18 protein-coding genes, 1 pseudogene and 1 riboswitch are annotated in these 22,862 nt (G+C 60.7%); of the genes and pseudogenes, 10 read left to right on the top strand and 9 right to left on the bottom strand.

Annotation, left to right across the window (positions count from 1 at the left end; all coding sequences use genetic code 11):
* Nucleotides 1–8 precede the first annotated feature (8 nt).
* Complete coding sequence (locus C4E04_RS03170; protein ID WP_109594890.1) at nt 9–1,355, bottom strand: Hsp70 family protein; 1,347 nt, start codon at nt 1,353–1,355, stop codon at nt 9–11.
* 185 nt (nt 1,356–1,540) lie between these two features.
* Between C4E04_RS03170 and C4E04_RS03165 the strand changes: the two genes are divergently transcribed.
* Nucleotides 1,541–3,886 (top strand): Tex family protein, encoded by a 2,346-nt coding sequence (locus tag C4E04_RS03165; RefSeq protein ID WP_109594887.1) that lies wholly within the window; start codon nt 1,541–1,543, stop codon nt 3,884–3,886.
* Nucleotides 3,887–3,899: 13 nt separating this feature from the next.
* Here the strand turns inward: C4E04_RS03165 and C4E04_RS03160 are convergent, their stop codons facing one another.
* The 4 genes and pseudogenes from C4E04_RS03160 to solA all read right to left on the bottom strand — a co-directional run bounded on the left by C4E04_RS03160 (nt 3,900) and on the right by solA (nt 7,772).
* A complete protein-coding gene (locus tag C4E04_RS03160) occupies nt 3,900–4,502 on the bottom strand; it encodes a cysteine hydrolase family protein (RefSeq protein ID WP_109594885.1) in 603 nt (200 codons plus the stop codon).
* 105 nt (nt 4,503–4,607) lie between these two features.
* On the bottom strand, nt 4,608–6,161 hold the full coding sequence (locus tag C4E04_RS03155; RefSeq protein WP_245416217.1) for a sensor histidine kinase: 1,554 nt from the start codon (nt 6,159–6,161) through the stop codon (nt 4,608–4,610).
* Nucleotides 6,162–6,206: 45 nt separating this feature from the next.
* A pseudogene (locus tag C4E04_RS21700) lies at nt 6,207–6,383 on the bottom strand (hypothetical protein); the annotation flags it as partial.
* A 192-nt stretch (nt 6,384–6,575) separates the two neighbouring features.
* A complete protein-coding gene (solA, locus tag C4E04_RS03150) occupies nt 6,576–7,772 on the bottom strand; it encodes an N-methyl-L-tryptophan oxidase (RefSeq protein WP_109594881.1) in 1,197 nt (398 codons plus the stop codon).
* Between the two features lie 142 nt (nt 7,773–7,914).
* A riboswitch (TPP riboswitch) is annotated at nt 7,915–8,019 on the top strand.
* Between the two features lie 68 nt (nt 8,020–8,087).
* On the opposite strand from solA, the gene thiB reads away from it, so the two are divergent.
* The 5 genes from thiB to C4E04_RS03125 all read left to right on the top strand — a co-directional run bounded on the left by thiB (nt 8,088) and on the right by C4E04_RS03125 (nt 14,329).
* The gene (gene thiB, locus C4E04_RS03145) at nt 8,088–9,092 is read left to right on the top strand and encodes a thiamine ABC transporter substrate binding subunit (protein ID WP_109594879.1); all 1,005 of its coding nucleotides are present in this window, start codon (nt 8,088–8,090) and stop codon (nt 9,090–9,092) included.
* Nucleotides 9,093–9,102: 10 nt separating this feature from the next.
* Nucleotides 9,103–10,677 carry an ABC transporter permease subunit gene (locus C4E04_RS03140; RefSeq protein WP_109594877.1) on the top strand — a complete coding sequence of 525 codons (1,575 nt, stop codon included), beginning with the start codon at nt 9,103–9,105 and terminating at the stop codon, nt 10,675–10,677.
* Nucleotides 10,664–11,362: an ATP-binding cassette domain-containing protein gene (locus tag C4E04_RS03135; protein ID WP_109594875.1), complete on the top strand. Its 699-nt coding sequence runs from the start codon at nt 10,664–10,666 to the stop codon at nt 11,360–11,362. The genes C4E04_RS03140 and C4E04_RS03135 overlap by 14 nt, the downstream gene beginning before the upstream one ends.
* 187 nt (nt 11,363–11,549) lie before the next feature.
* Complete coding sequence (locus C4E04_RS03130) at nt 11,550–13,862, top strand: bifunctional diguanylate cyclase/phosphodiesterase (RefSeq protein ID WP_109594873.1); 2,313 nt, start codon at nt 11,550–11,552, stop codon at nt 13,860–13,862.
* A gap of 212 nt (nt 13,863–14,074) precedes the next feature.
* Nucleotides 14,075–14,329: a DUF2218 domain-containing protein gene (locus tag C4E04_RS03125; RefSeq protein ID WP_162559253.1), complete on the top strand. Its 255-nt coding sequence runs from the start codon at nt 14,075–14,077 to the stop codon at nt 14,327–14,329.
* Between the two features lie 29 nt (nt 14,330–14,358).
* Here C4E04_RS03125 and C4E04_RS03120 read toward each other — a convergent pair whose 3' ends face one another.
* The 4 genes from C4E04_RS03120 to C4E04_RS03105 all read right to left on the bottom strand — a co-directional run bounded on the left by C4E04_RS03120 (nt 14,359) and on the right by C4E04_RS03105 (nt 18,612).
* Nucleotides 14,359–15,453 (bottom strand): ABC transporter ATP-binding protein, encoded by a 1,095-nt coding sequence (locus C4E04_RS03120; RefSeq protein ID WP_109594869.1) that lies wholly within the window; start codon nt 15,451–15,453, stop codon nt 14,359–14,361.
* A 27-nt stretch (nt 15,454–15,480) separates the two neighbouring features.
* Nucleotides 15,481–16,314, bottom strand: coding sequence for a carbohydrate ABC transporter permease (locus tag C4E04_RS03115; protein ID WP_109594867.1), 834 nt, complete (start codon nt 16,312–16,314; stop codon nt 15,481–15,483).
* Nucleotides 16,315–16,321: 7 nt separating this feature from the next.
* Nucleotides 16,322–17,218: a carbohydrate ABC transporter permease gene (locus tag C4E04_RS03110; RefSeq protein WP_210204622.1), complete on the bottom strand. Its 897-nt coding sequence runs from the start codon at nt 17,216–17,218 to the stop codon at nt 16,322–16,324.
* 131 nt (nt 17,219–17,349) lie between these two features.
* Entirely contained in the window at nt 17,350–18,612 is a 1,263-nt protein-coding gene (locus C4E04_RS03105; RefSeq protein ID WP_245416385.1) for an ABC transporter substrate-binding protein, read from the bottom strand.
* 406 nt (nt 18,613–19,018) lie between these two features.
* Here C4E04_RS03105 and C4E04_RS03100 point away from each other — a divergent pair, with 406 nt between their 5' ends.
* From C4E04_RS03100 to nagA, 4 genes are read left to right on the top strand one after another with little or no spacing between them, the layout of a single operon-like run.
* A complete protein-coding gene (locus tag C4E04_RS03100; RefSeq protein ID WP_109594861.1) occupies nt 19,019–19,912 on the top strand; it encodes a BadF/BadG/BcrA/BcrD ATPase family protein in 894 nt (297 codons plus the stop codon).
* A complete protein-coding gene (locus C4E04_RS03095) occupies nt 19,909–20,691 on the top strand; it encodes a GntR family transcriptional regulator (RefSeq protein WP_109594858.1) in 783 nt (260 codons plus the stop codon). The genes C4E04_RS03100 and C4E04_RS03095 overlap by 4 nt, the downstream gene beginning before the upstream one ends.
* On the top strand, nt 20,681–21,730 hold the full coding sequence (locus C4E04_RS03090) for an SIS domain-containing protein (protein ID WP_245416216.1): 1,050 nt from the start codon (nt 20,681–20,683) through the stop codon (nt 21,728–21,730). The genes C4E04_RS03095 and C4E04_RS03090 overlap by 11 nt, the downstream gene beginning before the upstream one ends.
* Nucleotides 21,730–22,857 carry an N-acetylglucosamine-6-phosphate deacetylase gene (gene nagA / locus C4E04_RS03085; RefSeq protein WP_109594856.1) on the top strand — a complete coding sequence of 376 codons (1,128 nt, stop codon included), beginning with the start codon at nt 21,730–21,732 and terminating at the stop codon, nt 22,855–22,857. The genes C4E04_RS03090 and nagA overlap by 1 nt, the downstream gene beginning before the upstream one ends.
* Nucleotides 22,858–22,862 lie beyond the last annotated feature (5 nt).

Here is a 22,862-nt window from a genome sequence, read left to right as displayed (position 1 = left end):
TAAGCGTCTCACGGCAAGGGCATCGGTACCTTTTCTCGGCCGTCCCCCTTCACGGCCCACCGATCCGGATCCTCTGCACGGCCGATCAGGGCAAGACCATAAGCAATGGACTCGAATTGGTCCGCCGAGGTGAGCCGGCTCTCACCAAACCGCTCCAGGAACAATCGGCGGATTGCCGGCACGAAGGAGGTGCCGCCCGTCAGGAACACCCGATCAATCTCTTCGGGCCTGACACGCGCCGATTGGAGAGCCCGGTCCACGGTCTCGGCGATGCGGTCGACATCCTCTGCAATCCAGCTCTCGAACTGAGCTCGGGTGACGGGAGCGCGAATATCGACACCTTCGGCCTTGAAATGGAATTCGGTTTCTTCCTTTGAGGACAGAGCCACCTTGGTCGCAGAGACTGCTTGATACAGGTCGAAGCCCAGATCGTACTCGACAATGTCGACGAACCGCTCCAGCGGCTCCGGATCGAGCGCAGAACGAGCCAACTCCCGCAGTTCCTTAAGGTCACCGCTGCCCTTCATGAGGGCGAGCTGGTTCCAGCGAGCAAAATTGGCATAATAGTGATTGGGAATAGAGAGAACCTTTCCCATCGACCTGTAGCTTCCTCCCTTCCCGAGGCGGGGCGAAACGATCTGGTCGACGATCCGATAATCGAATGCGTCCCCGGCCACCCCGATCCCCGCATGGCTCAAGGGATCAGCTCTTAATACGCCACCGGACCTTGAAAAGCGCATGACGGAGAAGTCGCTGGTGCCACCCCCGAAATCTGCGACCAGAACGGTCGCGTCGCGATCAAGCTCCCGGGCGTAGAAAAAGGCGGCGCCGACCGGCTCATAAACATAACGGGCGTGGCTCGCTCCCAGATTGCCAAAGGCCGCTCCATAACGACGCATCGCGAGAACATCATCCGGACGATGCCCCGCGAACTCGACAGGTCGCCCGATGACTACATTCCGCGCCGAAAGATCGAACCGCTCGCCACCGTGGCGCAGGAGCGTCCGAAGGAAAGTGCTCAGGAGGTCCTCAAAGCGGAAGCGCTCCCTGAAAATCCTGGTTTCCTGAAAGGAAGCGCTCGCCGCAAAGGTCTTGAAGGACTGAATGAAGCGGTGGGCAGAGAGCCCTTCGAGAAACCGCTCGATGGCCCAAGGCCCACCCTCGACGCGGGTTCTCAGGCCGTTTCCGTGCCGCTCATCCCAGAAGCAAAGGGCAGTGGTGTAGACTTTCAGTCTTTCCCCTCGATGGTCGAATGTCAGCGCTTCGACTCCGCCGGCCGGATCGGCAATGGCCACCACTGTGTTGCTCGTGCCGAAGTCGATGCCGATGGACAGATCTTGAGAAGCTGGGGGCATGGCGGGCGCGACCTTGTGGCAAATGGGCCGGACGGTCTATCGCTCAAGCCTTCAGAGGCCAAGGGGGATTTCTCCTGAACGGGCTTCTTTCCGTTGCGGCATAGGGCCATGGCCCGAGGGGCTGCCCGTTGACCGGGCAAGGGATGGCCCGTAGAAGCCGCGCCTTGTTCTCAAGGAAGCGACTCATGCAAACCATCGGCCAGCGTATCGCGAGCGAACTGAGCGTCCAGGAATGGCAGGTCCAGGCCGCCATTACGCTCCTTGATGGTGGAGCGACGGTTCCCTTCATTGCCCGCTACCGTAAGGAGGCAACGGGAACGCTGGACGACGCTCAGTTGCGCACCTTGGAGGAGCGCCTGCGCTACCTGAGGGACCTTGAGGACCGGCGTAAGACCATTTTGGACAGCATCCGGGAACAGGGAAAGCTCACAGAGGAACTCGCGGCACAGATTAATGGCGCCGATACGAAGGCCCGGCTCGAGGATCTTTATCTTCCCTTCAAGCCAAAGCGCCGTACCAAGGCGCAGATTGCCAGGGAAGCGGGCCTTGAGCCCCTGGCCGACCGGTTGCTTGCCCATCCTGAGCGCGATCCGAAGGAAGCAGCTGCGGCCTTCGTCGATCCCGGCAAGGACGTCGTGACGCCCGAGGCTGCCCTGGAGGGCGCCCGCGCAATCCTGGTCGAGCGATTTTCGGAGAATGCCGAACTTGTGGGCGCCTTGCGGGAAAATTACTGGCAGCAGGGCCGCCTGACTTCAAAGGTGCGTGACGGCAAGGAGAAGGACGGAGCGAAATTCGCCGATTACTTCGACTTTTCAGAGCCGCTGACCAAGCTTCCCTCGCACCGGATTCTTGCCCTTTTCCGCGGCGAGAAGGAGGAGATCCTCGACCTGCGCATGGAGGAAAGTAAGGACGCAGCTGAGCCCGGCTATGTAAGTTCTTATGAAGGCCGCACGGCCCTGGTTTTCGGCATTGCCGATAAGGGGCGTTTGGGGGATCGCTGGTTGCTCGAGACCGTGCGGTGGGCCTGGCGGACGAAACTGCGCTTCTCCATCGAGCTCGACATGAAGATGCGCCTCTGGCAGATCGCCGAGGATGAGGCCGTGAAGATCTTTGCCGGAAACCTGCGCGATCTCCTGCTCGCGGCGCCAGCAGGAGCACGGCCGACCCTTGGCCTCGATCCGGGCTATCGTACGGGTGTGAAAGTCGCGGTCGTGGATGCGACCGGAAAAGTGGTCGCAACCGACACCATTTATCCCCATGAGCCCAAGCGCCAATGGGATGAGTCGATTGCGGTTCTGGCCCGCCTTTGCCGTCTTCACAAGGTGGAGCTCATCGCAATCGGCAACGGGACCGCTTCCCGCGAGACAGACAAGCTCGCCGGAGAACTGGTTGGAAAGCACCCCGACCTTAAGCTGACGAAGATCATGGTTTCCGAGGCTGGTGCTTCTGTTTATTCGGCATCCGCCTATGCCAGTCAGGAGCTTCCCAATCTTGACGTTTCTCTGCGCGGGGCCGTATCAATCGCCCGGCGCCTGCAGGACCCGCTGGCAGAACTCGTCAAGATCGACCCAAAGTCCATCGGCGTCGGCCAGTACCAGCATGATCTGGCCGAGCACAAACTGTCGCGCTCTCTTGATGCCGTCGTCGAGGACTGCGTCAATGCCGTTGGGGTCGACCTCAATACGGCCTCAGCTCCGCTTCTCTCACGCGTCTCGGGGCTCGGCGAATGGGTTGCGCAGAACATCGTGGCGCATCGGAACGCCAACGGCCCATTCCGCACGCGCAAGGCCCTGAATGACGTGATGGGCCTCGGGCCGAAAACGTTCGAACTGGCCGCAGGCTTCCTGCGCATTCCAAGTGGAGACGACCCTCTCGACGCCTCGGGCGTGCATCCTGAAGCCTATCCAGTCGTGAGGCGCATCCTTGAAGCGACCAAGAGTGACATCAAGATCCTGATCGGCAACGGGTCGCTCCTCAAGGGTCTCAAGCCCAGCAGTTTCACCGACGAGAAGTTCGGCGTTCCGACCGTGAAGGATATCCTCGGCGAACTGGAAAAGCCGGGCCGGGATCCTCGCCCTGAATTCAAGACAGCGACCTTCCTCGACGGCGTAGAATCCATCGGCGATTTGAAACCCGGGATGATGCTCGAAGGCGTCGTCACGAATGTCGCGGCCTTTGGCGCCTTCGTGGATATCGGCGTACACCAGGACGGTCTCGTTCACATCTCGGCCCTTTCGGACTCGTTCGTGAAAGATCCCCGCAGCGTCGTGAAGCCGGGCGACATCGTCCGGGTCAAGGTTCTCGAGGTGGACCAGGCCCGCAAACGCATCTCCCTGACGATGCGCATGAGTGATCCCGTCAGCAAAGAGCAGGCTTCACGAGGGCCTATGGGCTCACCTTCTTCAAAGGGTCGCTCGTCCCACACTGCCGGCAAACAATCGGACAGAGGCGAGGCAGGCGCATCGGGCGCAATGGCGGAAGCTCTGCGCCGTGCGGGCCTTTCCGGCAGCGGTGGGAAAACGCGTCGCTAGAATTTCGGCAGCGTCAGGTCCACGCTGAGAGAACCGTCTCACTGTCGACAGTTTCGATCTGCTGGCTGAACCGCTTGCTGTAGAGCGAGAGCAGGCTGTCATGCCCCTCGTCGGACGAGCTGCAGAGTCCGTCCGCGACAATCACGACACGGTAGCCGTGATCAACGGCGCCCAGCACGGTCGCCAGGACACAGACATCCGTCTCCGAACCCGTCACGACCAGTGTGTCGGCTTGCCGCTCTTTGAGGAGATCCGCGAGCTTGTGTCCTGCAAAGGCCGAATAGACCGGCTTGTCGATGACGGTGGCGGGAGGTGCGAGGCCTGCGAGGGGCGGCATCAGCTCCAGTAAGCGCGGATCGAGGTGCTCCCGGGTCGTCTCGCGCCAGCGCTCATAATAGGTTCGCCAGGTACCGGGCATGTCTTCGGGGCGCTGGGGAGTGATAAAGCGGGTGAAGACCGTCCTCTCGGGAAAGCGCTCGGCGATGCGAGCCACCGTGGGTAATACCCGCTCCATCCAGAGGGTAGGCCAAGGGCCTTCGGGTGCAAACAGGCGCTGCATGTCAATGCAGAGATGGACCGACCGTTCGGTGAGGGGGCCGTGCAGAAGGGTTGCCATGGAACATTCTCGATACCCTTATCAAACGAGAACCGAGCATTGCTGTTCCGCCACGGCTTCCGTTCAGCTCCTGCTGGCGCTGCTCAACCAGAAGAGCCTGACCAATCAGGCAAAGTGCACGGAGGGACTCAGAGTGGCCTGCGCGGCTGGAAGTGGGAGGCTGATCGCGCAGAACAGGCCAGTCGGACGATAATCCAAGGTGACTCTTCCTGAAAGCTCCCGGGACAAGCTGCGCTCGATCAGCCTTGATCCGAAACCTTTCCGAGTGGGCGTCTTGACCAAGGGTCCACCCTGCTCCTCCCAATGAAGGATCAGGCCCTTCTCGTCCCAGCCGTCGACGAGATCCCAATGAATGATCACCCGACCGCTATCAACTGAAAGCGCTCCGTACTTCACTGCGTTTGTGGACAGTTCGTGCAGGGCCATGGCGAGGGGAAGCGCAATTCTCGGCGGGACATGCAGCGCTGGCCCTTCGATGGCGAACCGCTCCACCTGATCTCGCCGGTAAGGCGCAACTGCCTCCTCAGCGATATCGCGCAGATCGACCCGTTCCCAGTTCTCCCGGGTGAGCACGTCATGGGTTTTGGAAAGAGCGAAAAGGCGCGCCTCGAAGACGTCCCGTGCGGTCTTTGGCTCTCCGACCTTGAAGCTCTGTGCGGCAATCGACTGAACGGTCGCCAGCGTGTTCTTCACACGGTGATTGAGTTCATTGATCAGCAGCCGGCGGCGGGCATCGGATTTGGCTCGCTCAACCGCCGCCCATGTACGCTCGGCTACATCCCGGCACAGATCGATCTCTGCCTGGGACCAGCGCCGTGGCGTTTCGCTGTGAATGTAGAGAGCCGCTCTAAGCTGCCCCTCCTTGACGAGTGGCACGGAAATGGACGCAATGCAGTCGAGGGCGGCATAGGCTGCATAATGCCCCTCGGCGCGTGGGTCCGAAAGCGCATCGTCGAACACGACTGTCCGGCCGGATTTCAAGTCGGAACAGAAGGACGGCCCCATGGGCTTCAACGGGTGCCGTCCAAAAACGTCCGGCGCCTCATCGGTATGCCAGTCGACGAGCGTGGATAGGACCATCGTGGCATTGTCCACATCCCCATAGCCGACACGTGTGACGCCGAGGTGATGCCCTAAAACCTCAGCCACGGTCATGAGAATCTCGTCCGGACGGTCCAGATCGCGAATCTTGTCGCTCAGGGACAGGAGGAAGCGCTCACGCACCTCGCTATCCTTGCTGGACGTAATATCAAGATTGACGATCACCGTCCGAACGGGCTTTCCGTCCGCATCGGGAAGCGACTGTCCGCGCATGAGGAGCCACCGGACAGACCCATCCTCGCGAAGGATGCGGTATTCCGCTGTCAGCGGGTCGAGGGTGCGTGAAAAACGTCGCACCTCCTGTTCCATCCATAACCGATCCTCGGGATGGATGAGTTGTTGCCACACAAGAGACAGGTTGGCATCCGTCGTGTCCGGGTCGAGCCCTACCAGCCGATACATCTGGACAGACCACGAGATCTCGCCAGTCAGGTGGTTCCAATCCCAGATGCCGAGACCTGCCACATCCTGTGCGATCTGAAGGCGCTCTTCCCCTTCGTGCAGCACGCGCAGGACAGTTTCACGCTCAGCCTCGCGGAGGCTGAGCTTCGTCGCCATGTCATTGAATGCGAGGCTCAATTGGCCGACAGGCGTGTGCGGGTCCAAGACCTTGATCCGGGTTTGGAGATCACCCCTCCGCCACCGCTCGACAGCCTGATTGAATGCAGCCAGCGGCCGCTGAGCGGACGCCCGTCCGGCCAGCCATGCAGCGGCGAGCGCTAGGCACCCGATGAAGACATAAAAGATCGCTTGCCCATTATATATCGGCAGCTCTTCCATCAACCGATCCTAAGGTGCTTCTCGCGTCTCACACATCGTTGCGGCTGCCTCATCATTAAACCGCTCTCCTGGTGAAGCAAAGCAGCATTCCGATCTTTGGGGCAAGGCCTTCCGAGGGATCGTCCAGGATGATAATCTTATTACATCTCGAACGTGCTACCGTTGTGATCTACGGATGCGAGCTCGGCAATATCATCCCACCCCCAAGGCCGATTGGAACCGTGAGAGAGCGAACGGCGACAGGTCGATCCGGCTTCGCCCCTCGATGATGATCTCCGCCAAGGCTTCTCCGATTGCGGCCGAATGCTTGAAGCCGTGACCAGAACAGGGCGACGCCACGAGAATCCGTTGACTGTCCGGGTGTCGATCAATCAAGAAGTGCGAGTCTGGTGTGACCGTATAAAGACACGTGATGGACCGAACTGCCTGCGGCCCAATACCTTGGAGGCGGCCCGCCAAATGGCCGCCATACATAGCCTGAGCCTCTGTTGGGGCGACGACACGGTCAATTGTTTCAGGGGTCGTCGCCTCATCGTATTGCTCGCCCGCCGTCTTCAGAGTTCCAGAGCCGGTCAGGGAGGGGAAGCCGTAAAAGAAGTCCTTCGGATCTCCCCCAGGTGCCCAGATAAAAACGGGGCTCTCTGTCCAGCGAGGCAACCAATCACCATTCACGGGAAACCAATGCATGACTTGGCGGCTCGGGGTAAGCAGCTTGTCGAACGGCGCCCCGAGGAGCGCTGGCGCCCAAGGGCCGGCAGAGACGATGACCTGAGAGGCATGGATATCCTCGTTTCCGGTCTCGATCCTGACCCCGCCTCCTTCGGGCGAGAGGGAGCGCACGGATGTATCAAGCTGCAGATCAGCCCCAAGAGCCTGTGCCCTGGCGATTTGCGTGGCAACGCAGCGCTCCGGGTTCAGATATCCGCCACCCGGCTCAAAATAGCCGATTTCGTCCTCGCGCGGCGTAAACTGGGGATAGCGGGCCCGGATATCGTCAGAGCTGAGGATCTCGTGAGCGATGCCATAATCCTCCGCGGCCTGCTTCGTGGTTGCCAGGAAACTCGTACGGATCGGCCCACTCACGGGCGGCCTTAACGCTCCGATGATCAGGCAACCGACTTGGCTGAGGAGCTTGTCGCCGGTTTCCTCCTCCAGCTCCCGCCAGATCTCGTTGGAGCGCAGGGCCAGAGGCACATAGGCTATACCTTCCCCGATCGCCTGCCGCGTGATCCGGGTTTCTCCATGGGTCGAGCCCCTGTCGTGCGGCGGGGCGAACCTGTCGATGCCAACGACCTTCGCACCCCGCTTGGCGAGCTGATAGAGGGCTGCCGCTCCCATAGCGCCCAAACCCACTACGGCGACGTCATAAGTCGATATCCGCTCCGCCATCTGCTCTCCTGTCGCTCTGTACTGCCATTCCAAACAGAAATTGCCCTGAGCGGCAACGTCCCGTCGCTTTCTCTCCCTTCGAGCCTCAACGCCTGCCGCCTAGGGCCAGCTTGTCCCATCGGGCGAACTGTTCTAGAAGCGAAGTCGTCTCACGGGGAGCCCTGAAGGGCTGAGAGGCAGCGGAGCTGCCGACCCGTTGAACCTGATCCGGGTCATGCCGGCGGAGGGAATGAGCATGCAACATCGCGGGAAGACCTGCGCCCCCTGCACGCTACGCCGCGGACCCGGCCGATTCCACGCATGGGAGCGCTCCTGATGTTTTACCGACTTGCCCTTGCCTTTTTCTCGCTCTGCTTTGCAGGCGGCATCGCCTCTGCCCAGATGAAGCCGGTTCTGACGGTCTATACCTACAGTTCGTTTGCCGGGAAGTATGGGCCCGGCAAGATCGTGAAGGAGCGCTTTGAGGCCGTTTGCAACTGCGAACTCACTTGGGTGACTGCTGAGGACGCGGGCAGCCTCGTTGGCCGTCTGAGGCTGGAGGGGGAAGGAACGAAGGCAGACGCGGTTGTCGGCCTTGATATGAACCTGGCCGCGGAGGCGAAGGCTCTCAACATCTTCGCACCGCATGGTGTGGATGTGGCAGGCCTCACCCTGCCCGTCGCTTGGACGGACGACACCTTCATCCCCTACGACTGGGGGTATCTGGCCTTCGTCTATGACGCCACTAAACTTCCTCAGCCTCCCAAGAGTCTGAAAGAGCTGGTGGAAGATCCGAGCGGGCCGAAGGTGGTGCTTCAGGATCCACGGACCAGCGCACCGGGTCTCGGCTTCCTGCTCTGGATGCAGAAGGTTTATGGGGATCGGAGCGATGCGGCTTGGGCACAGTTGAAGCCCCGCGTCGTTACCTTCACCAAAGGATGGTCGGAAGCCTATGGATTGTTCCTCAAGGGCGAGGCCGACATGGTGATGTCTTATACGACATCGCCAGCCTACCATGTGGTGATCGAAAAAAAGGATCAGTACAAGGCAGCGTCCTTCGAAGAGGGTCACTATCTCCATATCGAGCTTGCCGGGATGACGAGAACCTCCAAGAATCCCGAGCTCGCCAGGAAATTCATGGACTTCGTCCTCTCCGAGGCATTCCAGTCCGCTATGCCCGAGGGCAACTGGATGATGCCGGCTAAAGCCCCGAAGTCCGGCCTGCCGGAAGCCTTCAAGGATATCATCGAACCGAGCAAGGCACTCCTCTTCACCCCGGCCGAAGTCCAGGCGAACCGCCGTGCCTTCGTGGACAGTTGGCTTAACGCCACCGCCCGGTAAGATCGAAGCCATGCGCCTCAAGCCGCCTCATCCCGGCAGCCTCGTGGCTCTTGCCATTTTGGCACTGGTTGCGGGCGGCTTCCTCGCGCTTCTGCAGACAGGCTCGGAGGGATCGAACCTTCTTGCGATCGGCCCCTATCTTCTTCGTGTCCTCGCCTTCTCCCTTATCCAGGCGGGGATCTCGACAATCCTGTCGCTCAGTTTTGGCGTCGCGCTGGCGCTCGCACTGACCCGCCGGCGTTTCCTGGGCCGTGAGCCCCTTCTGGCCCTGCTCGGCACGACGATGGTTATGCCGACCATCGTCGTCGTCTTTGCGGTTCTCACGGTCTATGGCCGCAGCGGCTGGCTGGCCCAGCTCCTCATTGGATTCGGGATCGATGCTCCCTTGAGCATCTTCGGCTACCCTGGCATCCTCATCGCACATGTGTTCCTGAACGCACCGTTCGTAGCCAAGATTGCGCTGGACGCGCTCGGCACGGTGCCTGCCGAACAATGGCGCCTCGCATCATCGCTCGGTTTCGGCCCCTCCCAGATCTTTCGGCATCTGGATTGGCCCGTTCTCCGTGCGGAGATTTCCGGCCTCGCCAGCCTGGTCTTTCTTCTTTGCTTCAAGAGTTTTGCCATTGTTCTGGCCCTTGGAGGCGGTCCAGGCCGCGCAACGCTGGAGGTAGCGATCTACGAGGCGCTGAAGGTCGATCTGGATTTCGCTCGCGCGGCCTCTCTGTCTCTTGTGCAGATCGCCATCTGCCTCACGATAACCCTTCTTCTTCACGGCACCCTGGCACGACCGCCTGTAGCCACAACCCTGCGCGGTGCCATTCCTCGTCCCGACGCCGCAGATCGCCGTCTGAGAGCACTTGATTTCGTCGTACTCTCCATCGGCCTCCTCTTCATCGGGCCTTTGGTCCTGAGTATTCTCACGGGCTTCAGCCACATAGGCGCGATAACGGAACTCGATCTCCTCCAGGCGCTTGTTACAAGCCTCGGGATCGCAGCGACAGCCGCCACATTGGCCTGCTGCCTGGCCCTGTTTCTGGGCGCAGCCGCAAGAAATCGCCGTATTGTGCTCCGCTCGCCTCGCACGGCAGCGTTGTTCGATCTTATCCCGAGTCTTCTCCTGGCTATGCCGCCCTTTGCCCTGACGGCCGGCCTCTACCTGATTGTCAGACCCTTTGCGGATCCGTCACTCGCCGGTCTGGCGCTCCTGCCGCTCATCAACGGATTAGCGTCCCTCCCCTTCGTCTACCGTTCCGTCGCGCCGCGCCTCATGCTGGCCGAGGAGCGCTATGGACGCCTGTCCTCTGCACTCGGCCTGGAAGGTCTTGCCAAGCTCAGGATCGTAGACTGGCCACTCCTGCAGCGCCCGCTGGGCTCAGCGTTCGCTCTCGCGATGGCCCTGTCCTTCGGCGATTTTGGCATCATCGCGCTGTTCGGAGGGGCCGAGTTGCGGACTTTGCCCTATCTTCTCTACGAAAGATTGGGCGCCTACCGTTTTGAAGAAGCTTCCGCGATCGGCCTGATCATCGTTCTCGTGGCCTTTTTCCTCGCACGCCTTTCCGGCCGGTTGTCCTATGCTCGCGATTGAGAATTGCCATCTGTCATGGCCGGATTTCACGGCTGACTATTCACTCCACGTGAAGGAAGGGACTTTCTGCGCCGTTATCGGCCCTTCGGGTGGAGGCAAGACGACATTGCTTCACATGATCGCGGGCTTCGAAACTCCTCAACGCGGGATGCTTACCTTCCGTGGCCGGGATCTCCTGCCACTGGCTCCGTCCGAACGGCCCGTCGCCATTGTGTTTCAGGACCATAATCTCTTTCCCCACCTGTCTGCTGCAGAGAACGTGGCCCTTGGAATCCGTCCGTCCCTCAGGCTGAGCGCGGAGGAGCGCAGCCGAGTCTCCGAGATGATGGACGCCGTGGGGCTAAAGGACTTTGAGGACCGCCGCCCTGGCGAGATGTCCGGTGGCCAGCGACAGCGTGTTGCCCTGGCTCGCGCCCTCGTGTCCAGCCGGCCACTGGTTCTGCTCGACGAACCCTTCAGCAGCCTTGATCCTCAATTGCGTCACACCATGATCGCTCTTGTGGACAAGCTTCGACGCCGGCAGAACGTAACCGTCATCATGTCCATTCACACACCTGTGGACGTGAGAGATATGGCAGACCAAATGGTCCTGGTCGCTCAAGGGAAAGTCCTTCTTTCGGGCTCCCCCGCGGCTGTTTTGCAGGATCCGGCCACAAAGGTGGCTTCCCTCACACCGAAGGCGTAATTTCTCAGATCTCGAAAGACTCATCTGAGCCTACGGGCTCAGCCATTAGCGTCAATTTTCAGCCAACATGGCCGCCCACCGCTAGCTCTCATCCAAATAAGTCTTGCTTCCCCTGGACTTAGCCACAATCCCTGACGTTTCCTCTTGCGGAGGGCACTGGAGCTGACATTAACTGGACGACGGACCATTGCGTGACCTGATGCCAGAATCTCAATCTCCGTCTTTAACCCCCATCGGCGGGGAGTTCACCGCTCCCGACCGTGAGGCTGCGTTCCAGGCCAGCCGTTTCCCTGAGACGCTGCGGCATGTCCGCCTGCTTCTCATGTTCTCGGCAATCCTCAACGCCTTATTCCTCGTCAGCGATTGGCGCTTTTACGGTACACCGCACCTCCTGGTTGCGATCCCGGCCCGACTGGTCGTAGTTCTGACCGCCGTCGTCTGCCTATGGCTGGTCCGAGAAGCCACAAGCTTTCATCAAATCCAGAAGCACTTGATCGTCTGGGAGTCGATCACCGGAATAGCTGTTGCGTTCCTTGTCAGCTCCCATAGCGAAATCGCGCTCTTTGCAGTCCTCCTGCTGCCGTCCATCTACTATCTCGCCGTTCCAACGGCCTTCCGCTGGTCGGTTGTGTCCGGGGTGGCGTGCAGCACCCTGATGCTCGTCGGCTATCTCTCTCCTGAGCGCTCCAGTCTCACGATACCGGGCCTCATTCTGGCAATGATCACGCTGAACGCGGCTCTCATTCTGGTTCTCGCTCGTTCGAACCGCCTGCAGCGAACGGAATGGTTTGCAAGCGATGCCCTCCGGCAAGCCAACCGGGAAATTGCCGAGAGCAAAGCCATGTTCGAGACGATGTTCAAGACCGTTCCCATTCCCTTGGCAGTAGTCCGAGCAGATGGAACGATCATCGATGCGAACGAGGCAGGAATGCGCTTCTTCGGCGCCCATTGGCGTACGCTGGGCATTCAGACCGTCGATGAGATCTATGTCGATCCCGCCGAACGACAGGCCTTCCTCGAGGCATTGGAGAGAGATGGCTACGTTCATGACTTCGAGGCAACGATCCGCATTGCCGACGGCTCCTTCCGTACAGTCCTTCTGGCAGGAAAAGCTCTCGATATTGGTGGCGTTCCGCACATCATGTCCGCAGTCGTGGACATCACAGAACGTAAGGCAGCCGAAGAGCGGTCCTGGCGGGCGGCGAGCCACGACGCATTGACGGATCTGCCCAATCGCGCCCTTTTCCAGAGCAGATTCGAGCAGGCGCTCGCCGAAGCCGAGCGGAACGGGGATGGGGTGATCCTTCTCCTGATCGACCTTGATAACTTCAAGCTGACTAACGATACGCTCGGGCACGATGCCGGGGATACGCTACTGAGGACCGTGGCTCAACGACTGCGCGGTCTGGCACAGGATACCGGTACCGTTGCACGGCTGGGTGGGGACGAGTTCGTCCTCGTCGCGACAGGTGTCGACGCTCTTGCCCGTGCCCGTGCGCTCTCGGAGCAGGTTCTAATGGAGCTTCGGCAACCAGTTCCATTTGGGGACAGCGTTCTATCCTGCCACGCCAGCATCGGGATTGCCAGCTACCCGGCCCATGACGACAAGCCGGCCGAACTGATGAAGGATGCGGATCTCGCCCTCTACGCAGCGAAGGCACGCGGCAAGAACTGTGCTGTCGTCTACTCCCCTGACATGCGCCATCATATCGAGCACAAGGCTGCGGTTGCGCGCGGCATCGAGGAGGCGTTGCAGAAGGGCCAGATCGTCCCCTTCTACCAGCCGAAGATCGACCTGGCGTCAGGGCAGGTCGTCGGCTTTGAAGCCTTGGCCCGATGGCGCCATCCGCAATATGGTTTGCTGACGCCAGCATCCTTCTCCAGCGCCTTCGACGACCCCGAACTGTCCATCGGCGTAGGGGAGAGCATCCTCCGTCAAGTTGCGTCGGACATCCGCCGCTGGCTCAGCCAGGAGATCGATTGCGGACGGGTCGCTGTCAACCTGTCATCGGCCCAGTTTAACTGGATCGGCCTTGCCAAGCGCTTTCTCGATATTCTGCACACGGCCGGCGTCCCCAAGGAGCGCCTGGATGTCGAGATCACCGAAACCGTTTTTCTAGGACGGAGCGCGGCCCATGTGTCGCAAGCTCTGAAACAGTTTCACGACAGCAATATCCGAATTGCCCTGGACGACTTCGGAACGGGCTATGCTTCTCTCATCCACCTCAAGCAATTTCCGGTCGATGAAATCAAGATCGATCAGAGTTTCGTCAAAGGCCTCGAGGCGGATCCGGACAACGCCGCTATCGTCTTTGCCGTCATCGAACTGGGTATCAGTCTCGGCTTGATCGTGATCGCCGAGGGGGTAGAGACTGCAGAGCAAGCCCATTTCCTGCGGGGAAAAGGCTGCCACCAGGCCCAAGGGAACTTCTTCGCGCATCCTATGGCCGCCGCAGAGGTTCCGGCCTTTTTGCGCAACTGGTCGGCCGCATCCTTCTGATCCCAGAGAAAGTCCTTACGATATAACAGGAAATATCCTTACTTTAGAGCGCTTTACTAAAAATGCTGATTGAAATCTCATCTCAAGATGAGGCATTTTAAGTCACCTGGGAGCTGCCATTCGAGAGATTGGCCCCCAGGATTCCGCTATTTCTAAGAATGAGAGTGACTGTGATGCCAGCCTTGAGATCAGAGGCCAGTATCGGAACCGAGGTGCCCGATCTCTACCTCGCGCAGCTCTGCAAGCAGTTCGCTCCCAGCACCCCCGCCACCTATTCGGGCACCAAGGGGCGGGCAGAGTTCGACTTCGGCCATTGCATCATGCGGGCTTCAAACCGCTATCTGACACTCGTCGTCGAAGCAGAGGACGAGCAATCCCTTGCACGCATGCAGCATTTGATCGGCTTGCGGTTGGAACGTTGCATGTGGCGGGAGAAACCCGTGATCAACTGGGTCCGCAGTACCTGATTCTAAAACCTGCCTTTTCGGCTGGCCCATCAAAGAGCCTTCGCGGCATGGACCGAGCGGCCCTCGGCGTCAAAGACATGAAGCGCTCGCGACGCGAAGCGGGCCGTGAATTCGTTTCCCGGGCTCAACTCCAAATCACCAGGAATGCGGGCAACCACATCGTTACCGGATGCCAGCTTCATATAGATATAGCTGGCCTCCCCTAGCCGCTCCACAGCGTCGATCCGACCCGTGAGCGAGATGACCTCGGCTCCCTGCTCCGCCATGTGCTCGGGCCTGATCCCGACCGTCACCGGATCACCTGGCGCAAGTCTCGCCACCGCTCCCTCGATCACCGCCTCGGCGCCGGCAAAGCCGATCGTCACGTGGCTCTCCGTTACGGTGCGCACTGTACCCTCGATGAAGTTCATCCTGGGAGATCCGATGAACCCGGCGACGAAGAGGTTGTTGGGACGATGATAAAGATCGAGCGGCGCACCGACCTGCTCGACCCGACCGTGGTTGAGGACAACGATCTTCGATGCCAACGTCATCGCCTCGACCTGATCGTGGGTAACGTAGATCATCGTCGCACCAAGCTCCCGGTGGAGCTTTGCGATCTCCAGCCTTGTGTTGATGCGCAGGGCAGCATCGAGATTTGAGAGCGGCTCGTCGAACAGGAAAACACTTGGATTGCGCACGATGGCCCGCCCGATAGCGACACGCTGGCGCTGCCCGCCGGAAAGCTCACGGGGCTTACGATTCAGGTAGGGAGTGAGTTGCAGGATCTCGGCCGCCTGTCTCACGCGGCGATCGACCTCGGCCCTGTTCGTCTTCGCGAACTTAAGCCCAAACGCCATGTTCTTATACACTGACATGTGTGGGTAAAGGGCATAGGACTGGAAGACCATGGCGATCTTCCGGTCGGCGGGCGGCAACTCGTTGACCCTCCTTCCTCCGATCCGGATCTCGCCGGCACTCACGCTTTCAAGTCCTGCGATGATGCGCAGGAGGGTGGACTTGCCGCAGCCCGAAGGGCCAACGAAGACGACGAACTCTCCGTCCTCCACCGTCAGGTTGATGTCATGCAGGATGTCGACCGGTCCAAAGGACTTCGCCAATCCATGGAGAGAAACATCAGCCATGCAATGCAACCTGTCGCAGGAAGGATACTACTTGACCGCCCCAGCCGTAAGGCCTCGGACGAGATAGCGGGAGAAGAAGACGTAGAGCACCAGGATCGGCGCAATCGCCAGGGTCAACGAAGCCAGGACGGCGTTCCAGTCGGTCACATATTGCCCGATGAATTGCTGAACGCCGAGTGTGATCGTCTGCTTGCCATCCCCCGGCGAGAGGATGAGAGGAAACCAAAGGTCGTTCCAGATCGGCACCATGGTGAAGACCGCGACCGTGGCGATTGCAGGCCGAATGAGAGGCAGGATGATGCTGGCGAAGATGCGATATTCGCTAACGCCGTCGCAACGTGCCGCATCACGGAGATCCTTTGGAATCTGTTGGATGAACTCCCCCAAGATCAGGATCGCCAGGGGCAGGCCCTGCGCCACATAGACGAGTACGAGCGCCGTCAGAGTGTTGACCAGGTTCAACTCCACCATCATGCGCAGGATACTGACGCTTCCCAGACGGATCGGCACCATGATGCCGATCGCCAGATAGAGGGTGAGAAGCGTGTTGCCCGGGAACCTGTATTCGGTCAGTGCCCATGCGGCCATCGCGCCGATGAGGATGATCAGAACCAGCGACAGGACCGTCACGGTCATGCTGTTAAAGAAGTAAAGCCCGAAGTCGGACTTCGCGAAAACCTGATCGAAGCCAATGGTCGTGAAGGTTCGCGCGTCCGGAAATCCGAGAGGGTCGGCGAAGATGGCCCTCCGCGTCTTGAAGGAGTTGATCACGATCAGAAGGATCGGCCCGATGGCGATGACCGTATAGAGCATAAGAGCCAGATGAACGGCGATGCGGCCCGGCCGGATGGATCGGTTCATGGCACCCTCAGAACGCATGTCTCTGCAACCGCCGTTGCACGCCAAACAGATAGATCATCACGCCGATCAGGATGACGACCAGCATGGCGGTTGCGACCGTCGCGCCCATGGTCGGGCTGCCCACCTGGAGCTGGTAGCCGAAGAAGGTGCGATAGAAGAAAGTACCGAGAATGTCGGTCGAGAAGTTCGGCCCGGCGAGCGCGCCCTTGACGGCATAGATCAGATCGAAAGCGTTGAAATTCGCCACGAAGGTCAGGATCGAAACGACCCCGAGCGTCGGCAGGATCAGGGGAAGGCGAACGAACCAGAACACGCTGAATGGGCCGGCGCCGTCGACCGTTGCGGCATCCAGAAGATCGTCCGGAATGTTGATGAGGGCAGCGTAGATCAGCATCATCGGAATGCCGACGAACTGCCATACGGATATGAGCGAAACCGTCACAAGGGCGGTCGATTCCTGCCCAAGCCATGGCCTGAAGAGGCTGCCCAGGCCCACGGTTTTCAGGAGGCTCGGCGCGATCCCCCAAAGAGGATTGAGAATCAGCTGCCAGATGAAGCCGATGATGACCACAGAGAGCATGGTCGGCAGAAAGATGAGTGTCCGGTAAATGCTGCCGCCGGTCAGGCGCGGCAGGCTGAGCAGCATCGCAAGGCCTAAACCAATCCCATTCTGAACGACCATATGAATCGCGAAGAACATGAGATTGTTGCGTAGGGCGTTCCAGAACTGACCCGACCAAGCGGGATCAGCAAGGAGGGTCCGGAAATTATCCCATCCGGCGAAATGGCGGACACCCGATTGATCGCCGGCATAGAAGCTGAGCCGGATCGTGTCGATGAGCGGATAGATGGAGAAAACCGAATAGACGATCACCGCCGGCGCCAGAAAGACGGCGATATGCATGGGGAAGCCCGAGCGCCTTGGGGCGCTTTCGAGGGGCAGGCTCGACTGGATTGACTGGGTCGGCATCGCATGGCCATCCGACGTGTGAAGGGCGGGTCACCCGTGGGTGGCCCGCTTCGCCGATGAAGCGATTACTTCTTGTGGGGCTTGTACCAGCTGGCGAGACCGTCCTCGACCTTCTTGGCGGCCTCATCAGGCTTCATGGTGCCGTTGATGACCTGCGCGCTCACGTTCCAGAGCTCGTTCTCCAGATTCGGCGTTCCGCGCGACAGGATCTGGTAGGAGTTCCGGATCGAGCTCTCGCATGTATCGCGCCAGCCGACGAACTTGGCCGCAACCGGATCCTTGACCGTGACCTTTTCCTTGGAGAGCGGGAAGAATCCCGGCAGGGCATTCGCATAGATGTCGGCGAATTCCGAAGACGCGATCCAGCTGAGGAAGGTTTTCGCAGCCTCGATATTCTTCGACTTCGCATTGATGCCGAGCGCGATGTCCGTGTGGTCGCTGATATAGCATTTGCCGGATGCATCGGGCACCGGAGGCGCGAAGGCATCGAACTCGAAATCGGCCTGCTTGCGGAAGATTGGGATATCCCAGGAGCCTGCCGGATAGATCGCGGCGCGGCCGAGGGTGAAGAGGTTCTGGGTGTCTGGATACTTCTGGGACTTATAACCGTCACCCATATAGGGTGCCCAGCTCGCCAGCTCCTTGAAGGTTTCCACATAAGCCGGGTCTGTGAGCTTCTGCTTGCCCTCGATGAGAGCCTTGCGTCCCTCCTCGCCCTTCCAGTAGTTCACACCGATGTTCTGGAAGCCCATGGTCGCGGCTTCCCATTGATCGGCCGTTCCCATGGCGATGGGGGTATAGTTCCCGTCCGATTTGATCTTGTCGAGCAGGGCATGAAACTCCGCCATGGTCTTTGGAGGCGTCAGCTTCAGCTCGTCGAAGATGGCCTTGTTATAGATGAAGCCATGGATGACCGATGCCATGGGCATGCAGAAGGTCGTCTTACCGTCATCGGTCGACCAGGCGCTTCTGGCAACATCCGAGAAATTCTCGATGCCCTTCACGTCGTTGACGGAGGTGAGCTGCCCCTTCTTGAACAGGTCGAGAGAAGCGTCGAAGGGACGGCAGGTGATGAGGTCGCCGGCCGTTCCGCCTGCCAGGCGCGCGTTGAGGGCGGCATTGTATTCCGTTGGCGGGTCCGCTTTGAACTGAACCTTGATGTTCGGATATTTCTTGTTGAAAGCAGGAATGATCTGGTTGTTCCAGACATCCGCATCGTCGTTGCGCCAGCTTTCGATCGTCAGCGTCTGAGCCGATGCTGCTTGAGCGAACGCAAGGGCAGAAGCAGCCACGGAGACGGTGGCCAGGAACCGACCCGCCCGCTTCATAAAAGCTTTCGTATCGACACGATTCATCGTCGTCTTCCTCCTGCAGGCTTCGGGCGCCTGCCATGCCCGTTCTATTCGAACCCTCGACCTGCCCCGTGCGGATGAAACCGCCTTCTTGTGTTGCCTCTCGGGCCTTTCCGGCTATTCTGTTTGAGGTATTTAAGGACAAGTGACCTCATATTGGTATCGCCACTTTTGCTACCCGGCAAGCGCCTTGCCGTTGGCAAATCGAACACCATATCCCCTTGGATGAGCTCCGCTCCCTGTGTGAAAGCGGCGTCCGGGCACGGGCTTTTGGGGACATGTCCTTTCTCCCAAATGCGCCCTTCACGAACTGGATATTAAGTGGCATGGTGGCTCCGCAAAGCCACAACCCTCGCGGATAGTCACTTACAGCCCAGCGACCATGATTGATTCCCTGTTTCTTGGCATCGACGGCGGCGGCACCAAGTGCCGGGCGCGGTTACGCGACGCTGCAGGCAATCTCCTGGGCGAAGGCACGGGCGGGCCTTCGAACATCCGGCTTGACCCTGACCTTGTCTGGAATGCGATTCTGACCGCCTGCAGGGCTGCGCTCGATCAGGCAAGGCTTGGGGAAGCGGATCTCGGCCGCATCCATGCGGGAATGGGCGCTGCCGGAGCCGGGCAATCCAGTGCCGTCGAGCGGCTGATGGCGCGGCCCCACCCGTTTGCGTCCTTTGCAATCGATACGGATGCCCACACGGCCTGGCTCGGCGCCTTCAGCGGCAACGACGGCGCGATACTCATCGTCGGGACGGGCTCCTGCGGCTATGGAGTCGTTGGCGGAGAGCGGCGCTATGTGGGCGGCTGGGGCTATGAGATTTCGGACGAAGGCAGCGGTGCCGCCATCGGGCGCGAAGCCCTGCGCCGGACGATCTGGGCCTATGATGGGCGCATCCCTCAAAGCGCGCTGTCACAGGCCATCCTGGCAGAGTTCGATCACAGTCCGGAAGCGATCGTGGATTGGGTCGGCAAGGCCCGCCCGGCGGATTATGCCCGCTATGCACCCATCGCCCTCCAACACGCTCTCCAGCGTGATCCGCTCGGGCTCGACCTGATTACGGACGCAGCACACCAGATGGCGCAGATCGCCACTCGTCTTCTCGACCTCGGCGCACCAGCCCTGTGCCTGTTCGGTGGCCTGGCGGAGCCGCTCCGCCCATGGCTGCCGCCTCCTCTGCAGCAGGTCATTGTGCCACCGCAGGCAGATGCGCTCGACGGAGCGATCCTTCTGGCGAGACAGGCGACGCAGGAGCCGTTGGTCCGGAGGCGTCGATGACCGACCAGAGCCCTGCCTCACTCGCCCTGCTGCCTCTCGACGAAGGCAATCCCACGCCGCTCTATCTCCAGCTGCAGCAATCCATCGAGGAGGCTGTTCGCAAGGGGACCATCAAGGCGGACGACGCCCTGCCGGGTGAGCGCGATCTCGCGAAGCAGCTGGGCGTCTCGCGCGTCACGGTGCGCAAGGCGATCACAGGTCTCGTCAAGAAGGGCGTTCTCGTTCAGCGCTGGGGATCGGGCACCTTCATCGCCCCACAGATGCGCCTCGAGCAGCCCCTGTCCCGACTTTCCAGCTTCACCGACGATATGTCGGCCCGAGGACTTCCGTCATCGGCTATCCTCCTCAGCCGCTCCGTGGGGCAGGCCTCGCCTAATGAGCTTATGGCGCTGGGCCTTTCGCCGGGCGATCAGGTCAGCCGCGTCAATCGCCTTCGGCTGGCCAACGGCATTCCGATGGCGATCGAGCACGCGGTGGTGCCGAGCCGCTTCCTTCCCGACCCGTCCCTCGTCAAGCAATCCCTTTATGCCGTCCTGCACGAACAGGGCGTCACGCCGACCCGGGCGCTGCAGCGGCTCCATGCCGTGCTCCTGTCCGACGAACAGGCCTCCCTCCTCCAAGTACCCACACAGAGCCCGGCGCTTTACATCGAACGCCGCTCCTTCACGGGATCGGGAGAACCTGTCGAATTCACCTCGTCCTATTACCGGGGCGATGCCTATGACTTTGTGGCTGAGCTAACCATCAGCCCGCCTGACCGGACTCAACATGATGCCTGACAAGAACCAACCCAAATCGACCGCCATGCTGCGCGAGGCTCGCGAAGCGCCGGAGGTCGTTTCGCGTCTTCTCGCGATCAATGCGGATCTGTGCCGTGATCTCGGCGCGCGCCTGCGTGCAGACCCCCCGCCCTTTGCGGTTACCTGCGCCCGTGGCAGCTCCGATAATGCAGCGACTTTCGCCAAATATCTTTTGGAGATTCATTCCGGCCTCGTGACCGCCTCGGTCGGCCCGTCCGTCACGTCGGTCTACGAGGCGCGTCCGCGCATGCGGGATGCCCTCTTTCTCGCCGTCTCGCAATCCGGGCGCAGCCCGGACATCCTCAACCTCGCTCAGGCCGGACGCGACGATGGCGCCCTGACGGTTGCACTCGTCAACGACACATCCTCGCCGCTGGCAGAGACCTGCGAAATCGTCCTGCCTCTCCATGCCGGCCCTGAGAAAAGCGTCGCCGCGACGAAGTCGTTCATCGCGGCACTTGCAGCGTCCCTTCAGCTCGTGGCCCACTGGTCCGAGGATCGGGAGCTGCTCGCGGCTCTCGATAGCCTCCCAGACGTTCTGGAAAAGTCCGCGGCCCTTGACTGGTCGGCAGCGCTACCTCTGTTGAAGGACTCCAACAATCTCTTCGTGGTCGGGCGCGGCGTCGGCTTTGCCATGGCCCAGGAGACGGCGCTCAAGCTGAAGGAAACCTCGGGCATTCACGCGGAGGCCATGAGCGCCGCCGAGCTGATGCACGGCCCCTGGACGCTTGCGGGCGCACATTTTCCCGTCCTGGTCCTCAGCCAGCGTGACGAGACCTTGAGCGGTGTGAACGATCTTGTCTCGAAGCTGAGCAGCCAGAACGTCCCAGTTATCGTCGCCGGTGCAGCGGAGGGACCCGCAACCGTGACGCTGCCTTGGCTTGATGGACTTCACCCCTTCGTGGCTCCTCTCGCGCTGATCCAGAGCTTCTATCCCCTCGTGAATGCCGTTGCGCAGGCCCGGGGCCGGGACCCCGACAATCCGCCGCGTCTGCGCAAGGTGACGGAGACGATGTGATGACCTTCGCGCTGACAGGAGCCCGCATCTTCGACGGCGACCACATGCTCGAAGGCCGCGCTGTCGTCGTCGAGAACGGACGGATCATCGCCATTCCGTTTGAGAAGGATCTCCCCGCGGGCGTCGACCGACGCGAGACGAAAGGGCTTCTCGCCCCGGGCTTCATCGACGTACAGGTCAATGGCGGCGGCGGCGTTCTCTTCAACGACGAGCGGAACGTCGAGGGGCTGCGCCGGATCGCGGCTGCGCATCGGACCTTCGGAACCGTTGGGCTCCTCCCCACCTTCATCACGGATACCCGTGAGAAAATGGCGGAAGCGGTTGCGGCCATGCGGCAGGCTCTGGCGGCGCGCGTTCCTGGAATCCTCGGTATCCATGTGGAAGGCCCCTTCATCAATCCCGAACGAAAGGGTGTTCACAACCCGACCTATATGCGCCCCATGGAGGACGAGGATATCGCCATCCTGACCTCCCTGAGCGAAGGACGTACCCTCGTCACCCTGGCTCCCGAGAGGAACAGCCTGGAGGCGATCGCACGGCTCACCCACGCGGGCGCCCTTGTCTGCGCCGGCCACACGGCAGGCCGCTACGACGAAGTCATGGAAGCCTATCGCCACGGCCTGCGCGGCTTCACCCATCTGTTCAACGCTATGCCGCCCCTTGCAGGACGCGATCCGGGCCCGGTGGGCGCGGCGCTGGACAGCCGGGATACCTGGTGCGGCCTGATCGTCGACGGGCACCATGTGGACGATGCGTCCCTGCGCGTCGCTATCGCGGCCAAGGGGACCGAGCGGATGATGCTGGTCACGGATGCCATGTCCGTGACAGGAACCGATCTCGACAGTTTCGAGCTCCATGGCCGGATGATCTATCGCCGGGACGGAAAGCTCACCACCGCGGACGGCACTCTTGCCGGGTCGGACCTCGACATGGCGAGCGCCGTGCGTAACGCCGTCCACCGCCTTGGCCTGCCCCTGCGGGATGTCCTCCGGATGGCGTCTTTGGCTCCGGCAGCATTCCTGCGCCTCGACCGGGAACTCGGACGGATCGCGCCCGGCTACCGGGCAAGTCTCGTGCTGCTCGACGACGCGCTCGAAGTGCGGCAAACCTGGATAGACGGCGAATAGAGGAA

Source organism: Microvirga sp. 17 mud 1-3 (genome assembly GCF_003151255.1).
In the GTDB taxonomy this organism is placed as follows: Bacteria; Pseudomonadota; Alphaproteobacteria; order Rhizobiales; family Beijerinckiaceae; genus Microvirga.
This window is presented reverse-complemented; position numbering and strand designations above follow the sequence as displayed.

What these genes read in the sequence shown, in the direction of transcription:
- C4E04_RS03170 (WP_109594890.1), bottom strand. Translation starts at nt 1,355, where the DNA reads ATGCCCCCAGCTTCTCAAGATCTGTCCATCGGCATCGACTTCGGCACG.
- C4E04_RS03165 (WP_109594887.1), top strand. Translation starts at nt 1,541, where the DNA reads ATGCAAACCATCGGCCAGCGTATCGCGAGCGAACTGAGCGTCCAGGAA.
- C4E04_RS03160 (WP_109594885.1), bottom strand. Translation starts at nt 4,502, where the DNA reads ATGGCAACCCTTCTGCACGGCCCCCTCACCGAACGGTCGGTCCATCTC.
- C4E04_RS03155 (WP_245416217.1), bottom strand. Translation starts at nt 6,161, where the DNA reads ATGGCGACGAAGCTCAGCCTCCGCGAGGCTGAGCGTGAAACTGTCCTG.
- solA (WP_109594881.1), bottom strand. Translation starts at nt 7,772, where the DNA reads ATGGCGGAGCGGATATCGACTTATGACGTCGCCGTAGTGGGTTTGGGC.
- thiB (WP_109594879.1), top strand. Translation starts at nt 8,088, where the DNA reads ATGTTTTACCGACTTGCCCTTGCCTTTTTCTCGCTCTGCTTTGCAGGC.
- C4E04_RS03140 (WP_109594877.1), top strand. Translation starts at nt 9,103, where the DNA reads ATGCGCCTCAAGCCGCCTCATCCCGGCAGCCTCGTGGCTCTTGCCATT.
- C4E04_RS03135 (WP_109594875.1), top strand. Translation starts at nt 10,664, where the DNA reads ATGCTCGCGATTGAGAATTGCCATCTGTCATGGCCGGATTTCACGGCT.
- C4E04_RS03120 (WP_109594869.1), bottom strand. Translation starts at nt 15,453, where the DNA reads ATGGCTGATGTTTCTCTCCATGGATTGGCGAAGTCCTTTGGACCGGTC.
- C4E04_RS03115 (WP_109594867.1), bottom strand. Translation starts at nt 16,314, where the DNA reads ATGAACCGATCCATCCGGCCGGGCCGCATCGCCGTTCATCTGGCTCTT.
- C4E04_RS03110 (WP_210204622.1), bottom strand. Translation starts at nt 17,218, where the DNA reads ATGCATATCGCCGTCTTTCTGGCGCCGGCGGTGATCGTCTATTCGGTT.
- C4E04_RS03105 (WP_245416385.1), bottom strand. Translation starts at nt 18,612, where the DNA reads ATGAAGCGGGCGGGTCGGTTCCTGGCCACCGTCTCCGTGGCTGCTTCT.
- C4E04_RS03100 (WP_109594861.1), top strand. Translation starts at nt 19,019, where the DNA reads ATGATTGATTCCCTGTTTCTTGGCATCGACGGCGGCGGCACCAAGTGC.
- C4E04_RS03095 (WP_109594858.1), top strand. Translation starts at nt 19,909, where the DNA reads ATGACCGACCAGAGCCCTGCCTCACTCGCCCTGCTGCCTCTCGACGAA.
- C4E04_RS03090 (WP_245416216.1), top strand. Translation starts at nt 20,681, where the DNA reads ATGATGCCTGACAAGAACCAACCCAAATCGACCGCCATGCTGCGCGAG.
- nagA (WP_109594856.1), top strand. Translation starts at nt 21,730, where the DNA reads ATGACCTTCGCGCTGACAGGAGCCCGCATCTTCGACGGCGACCACATG.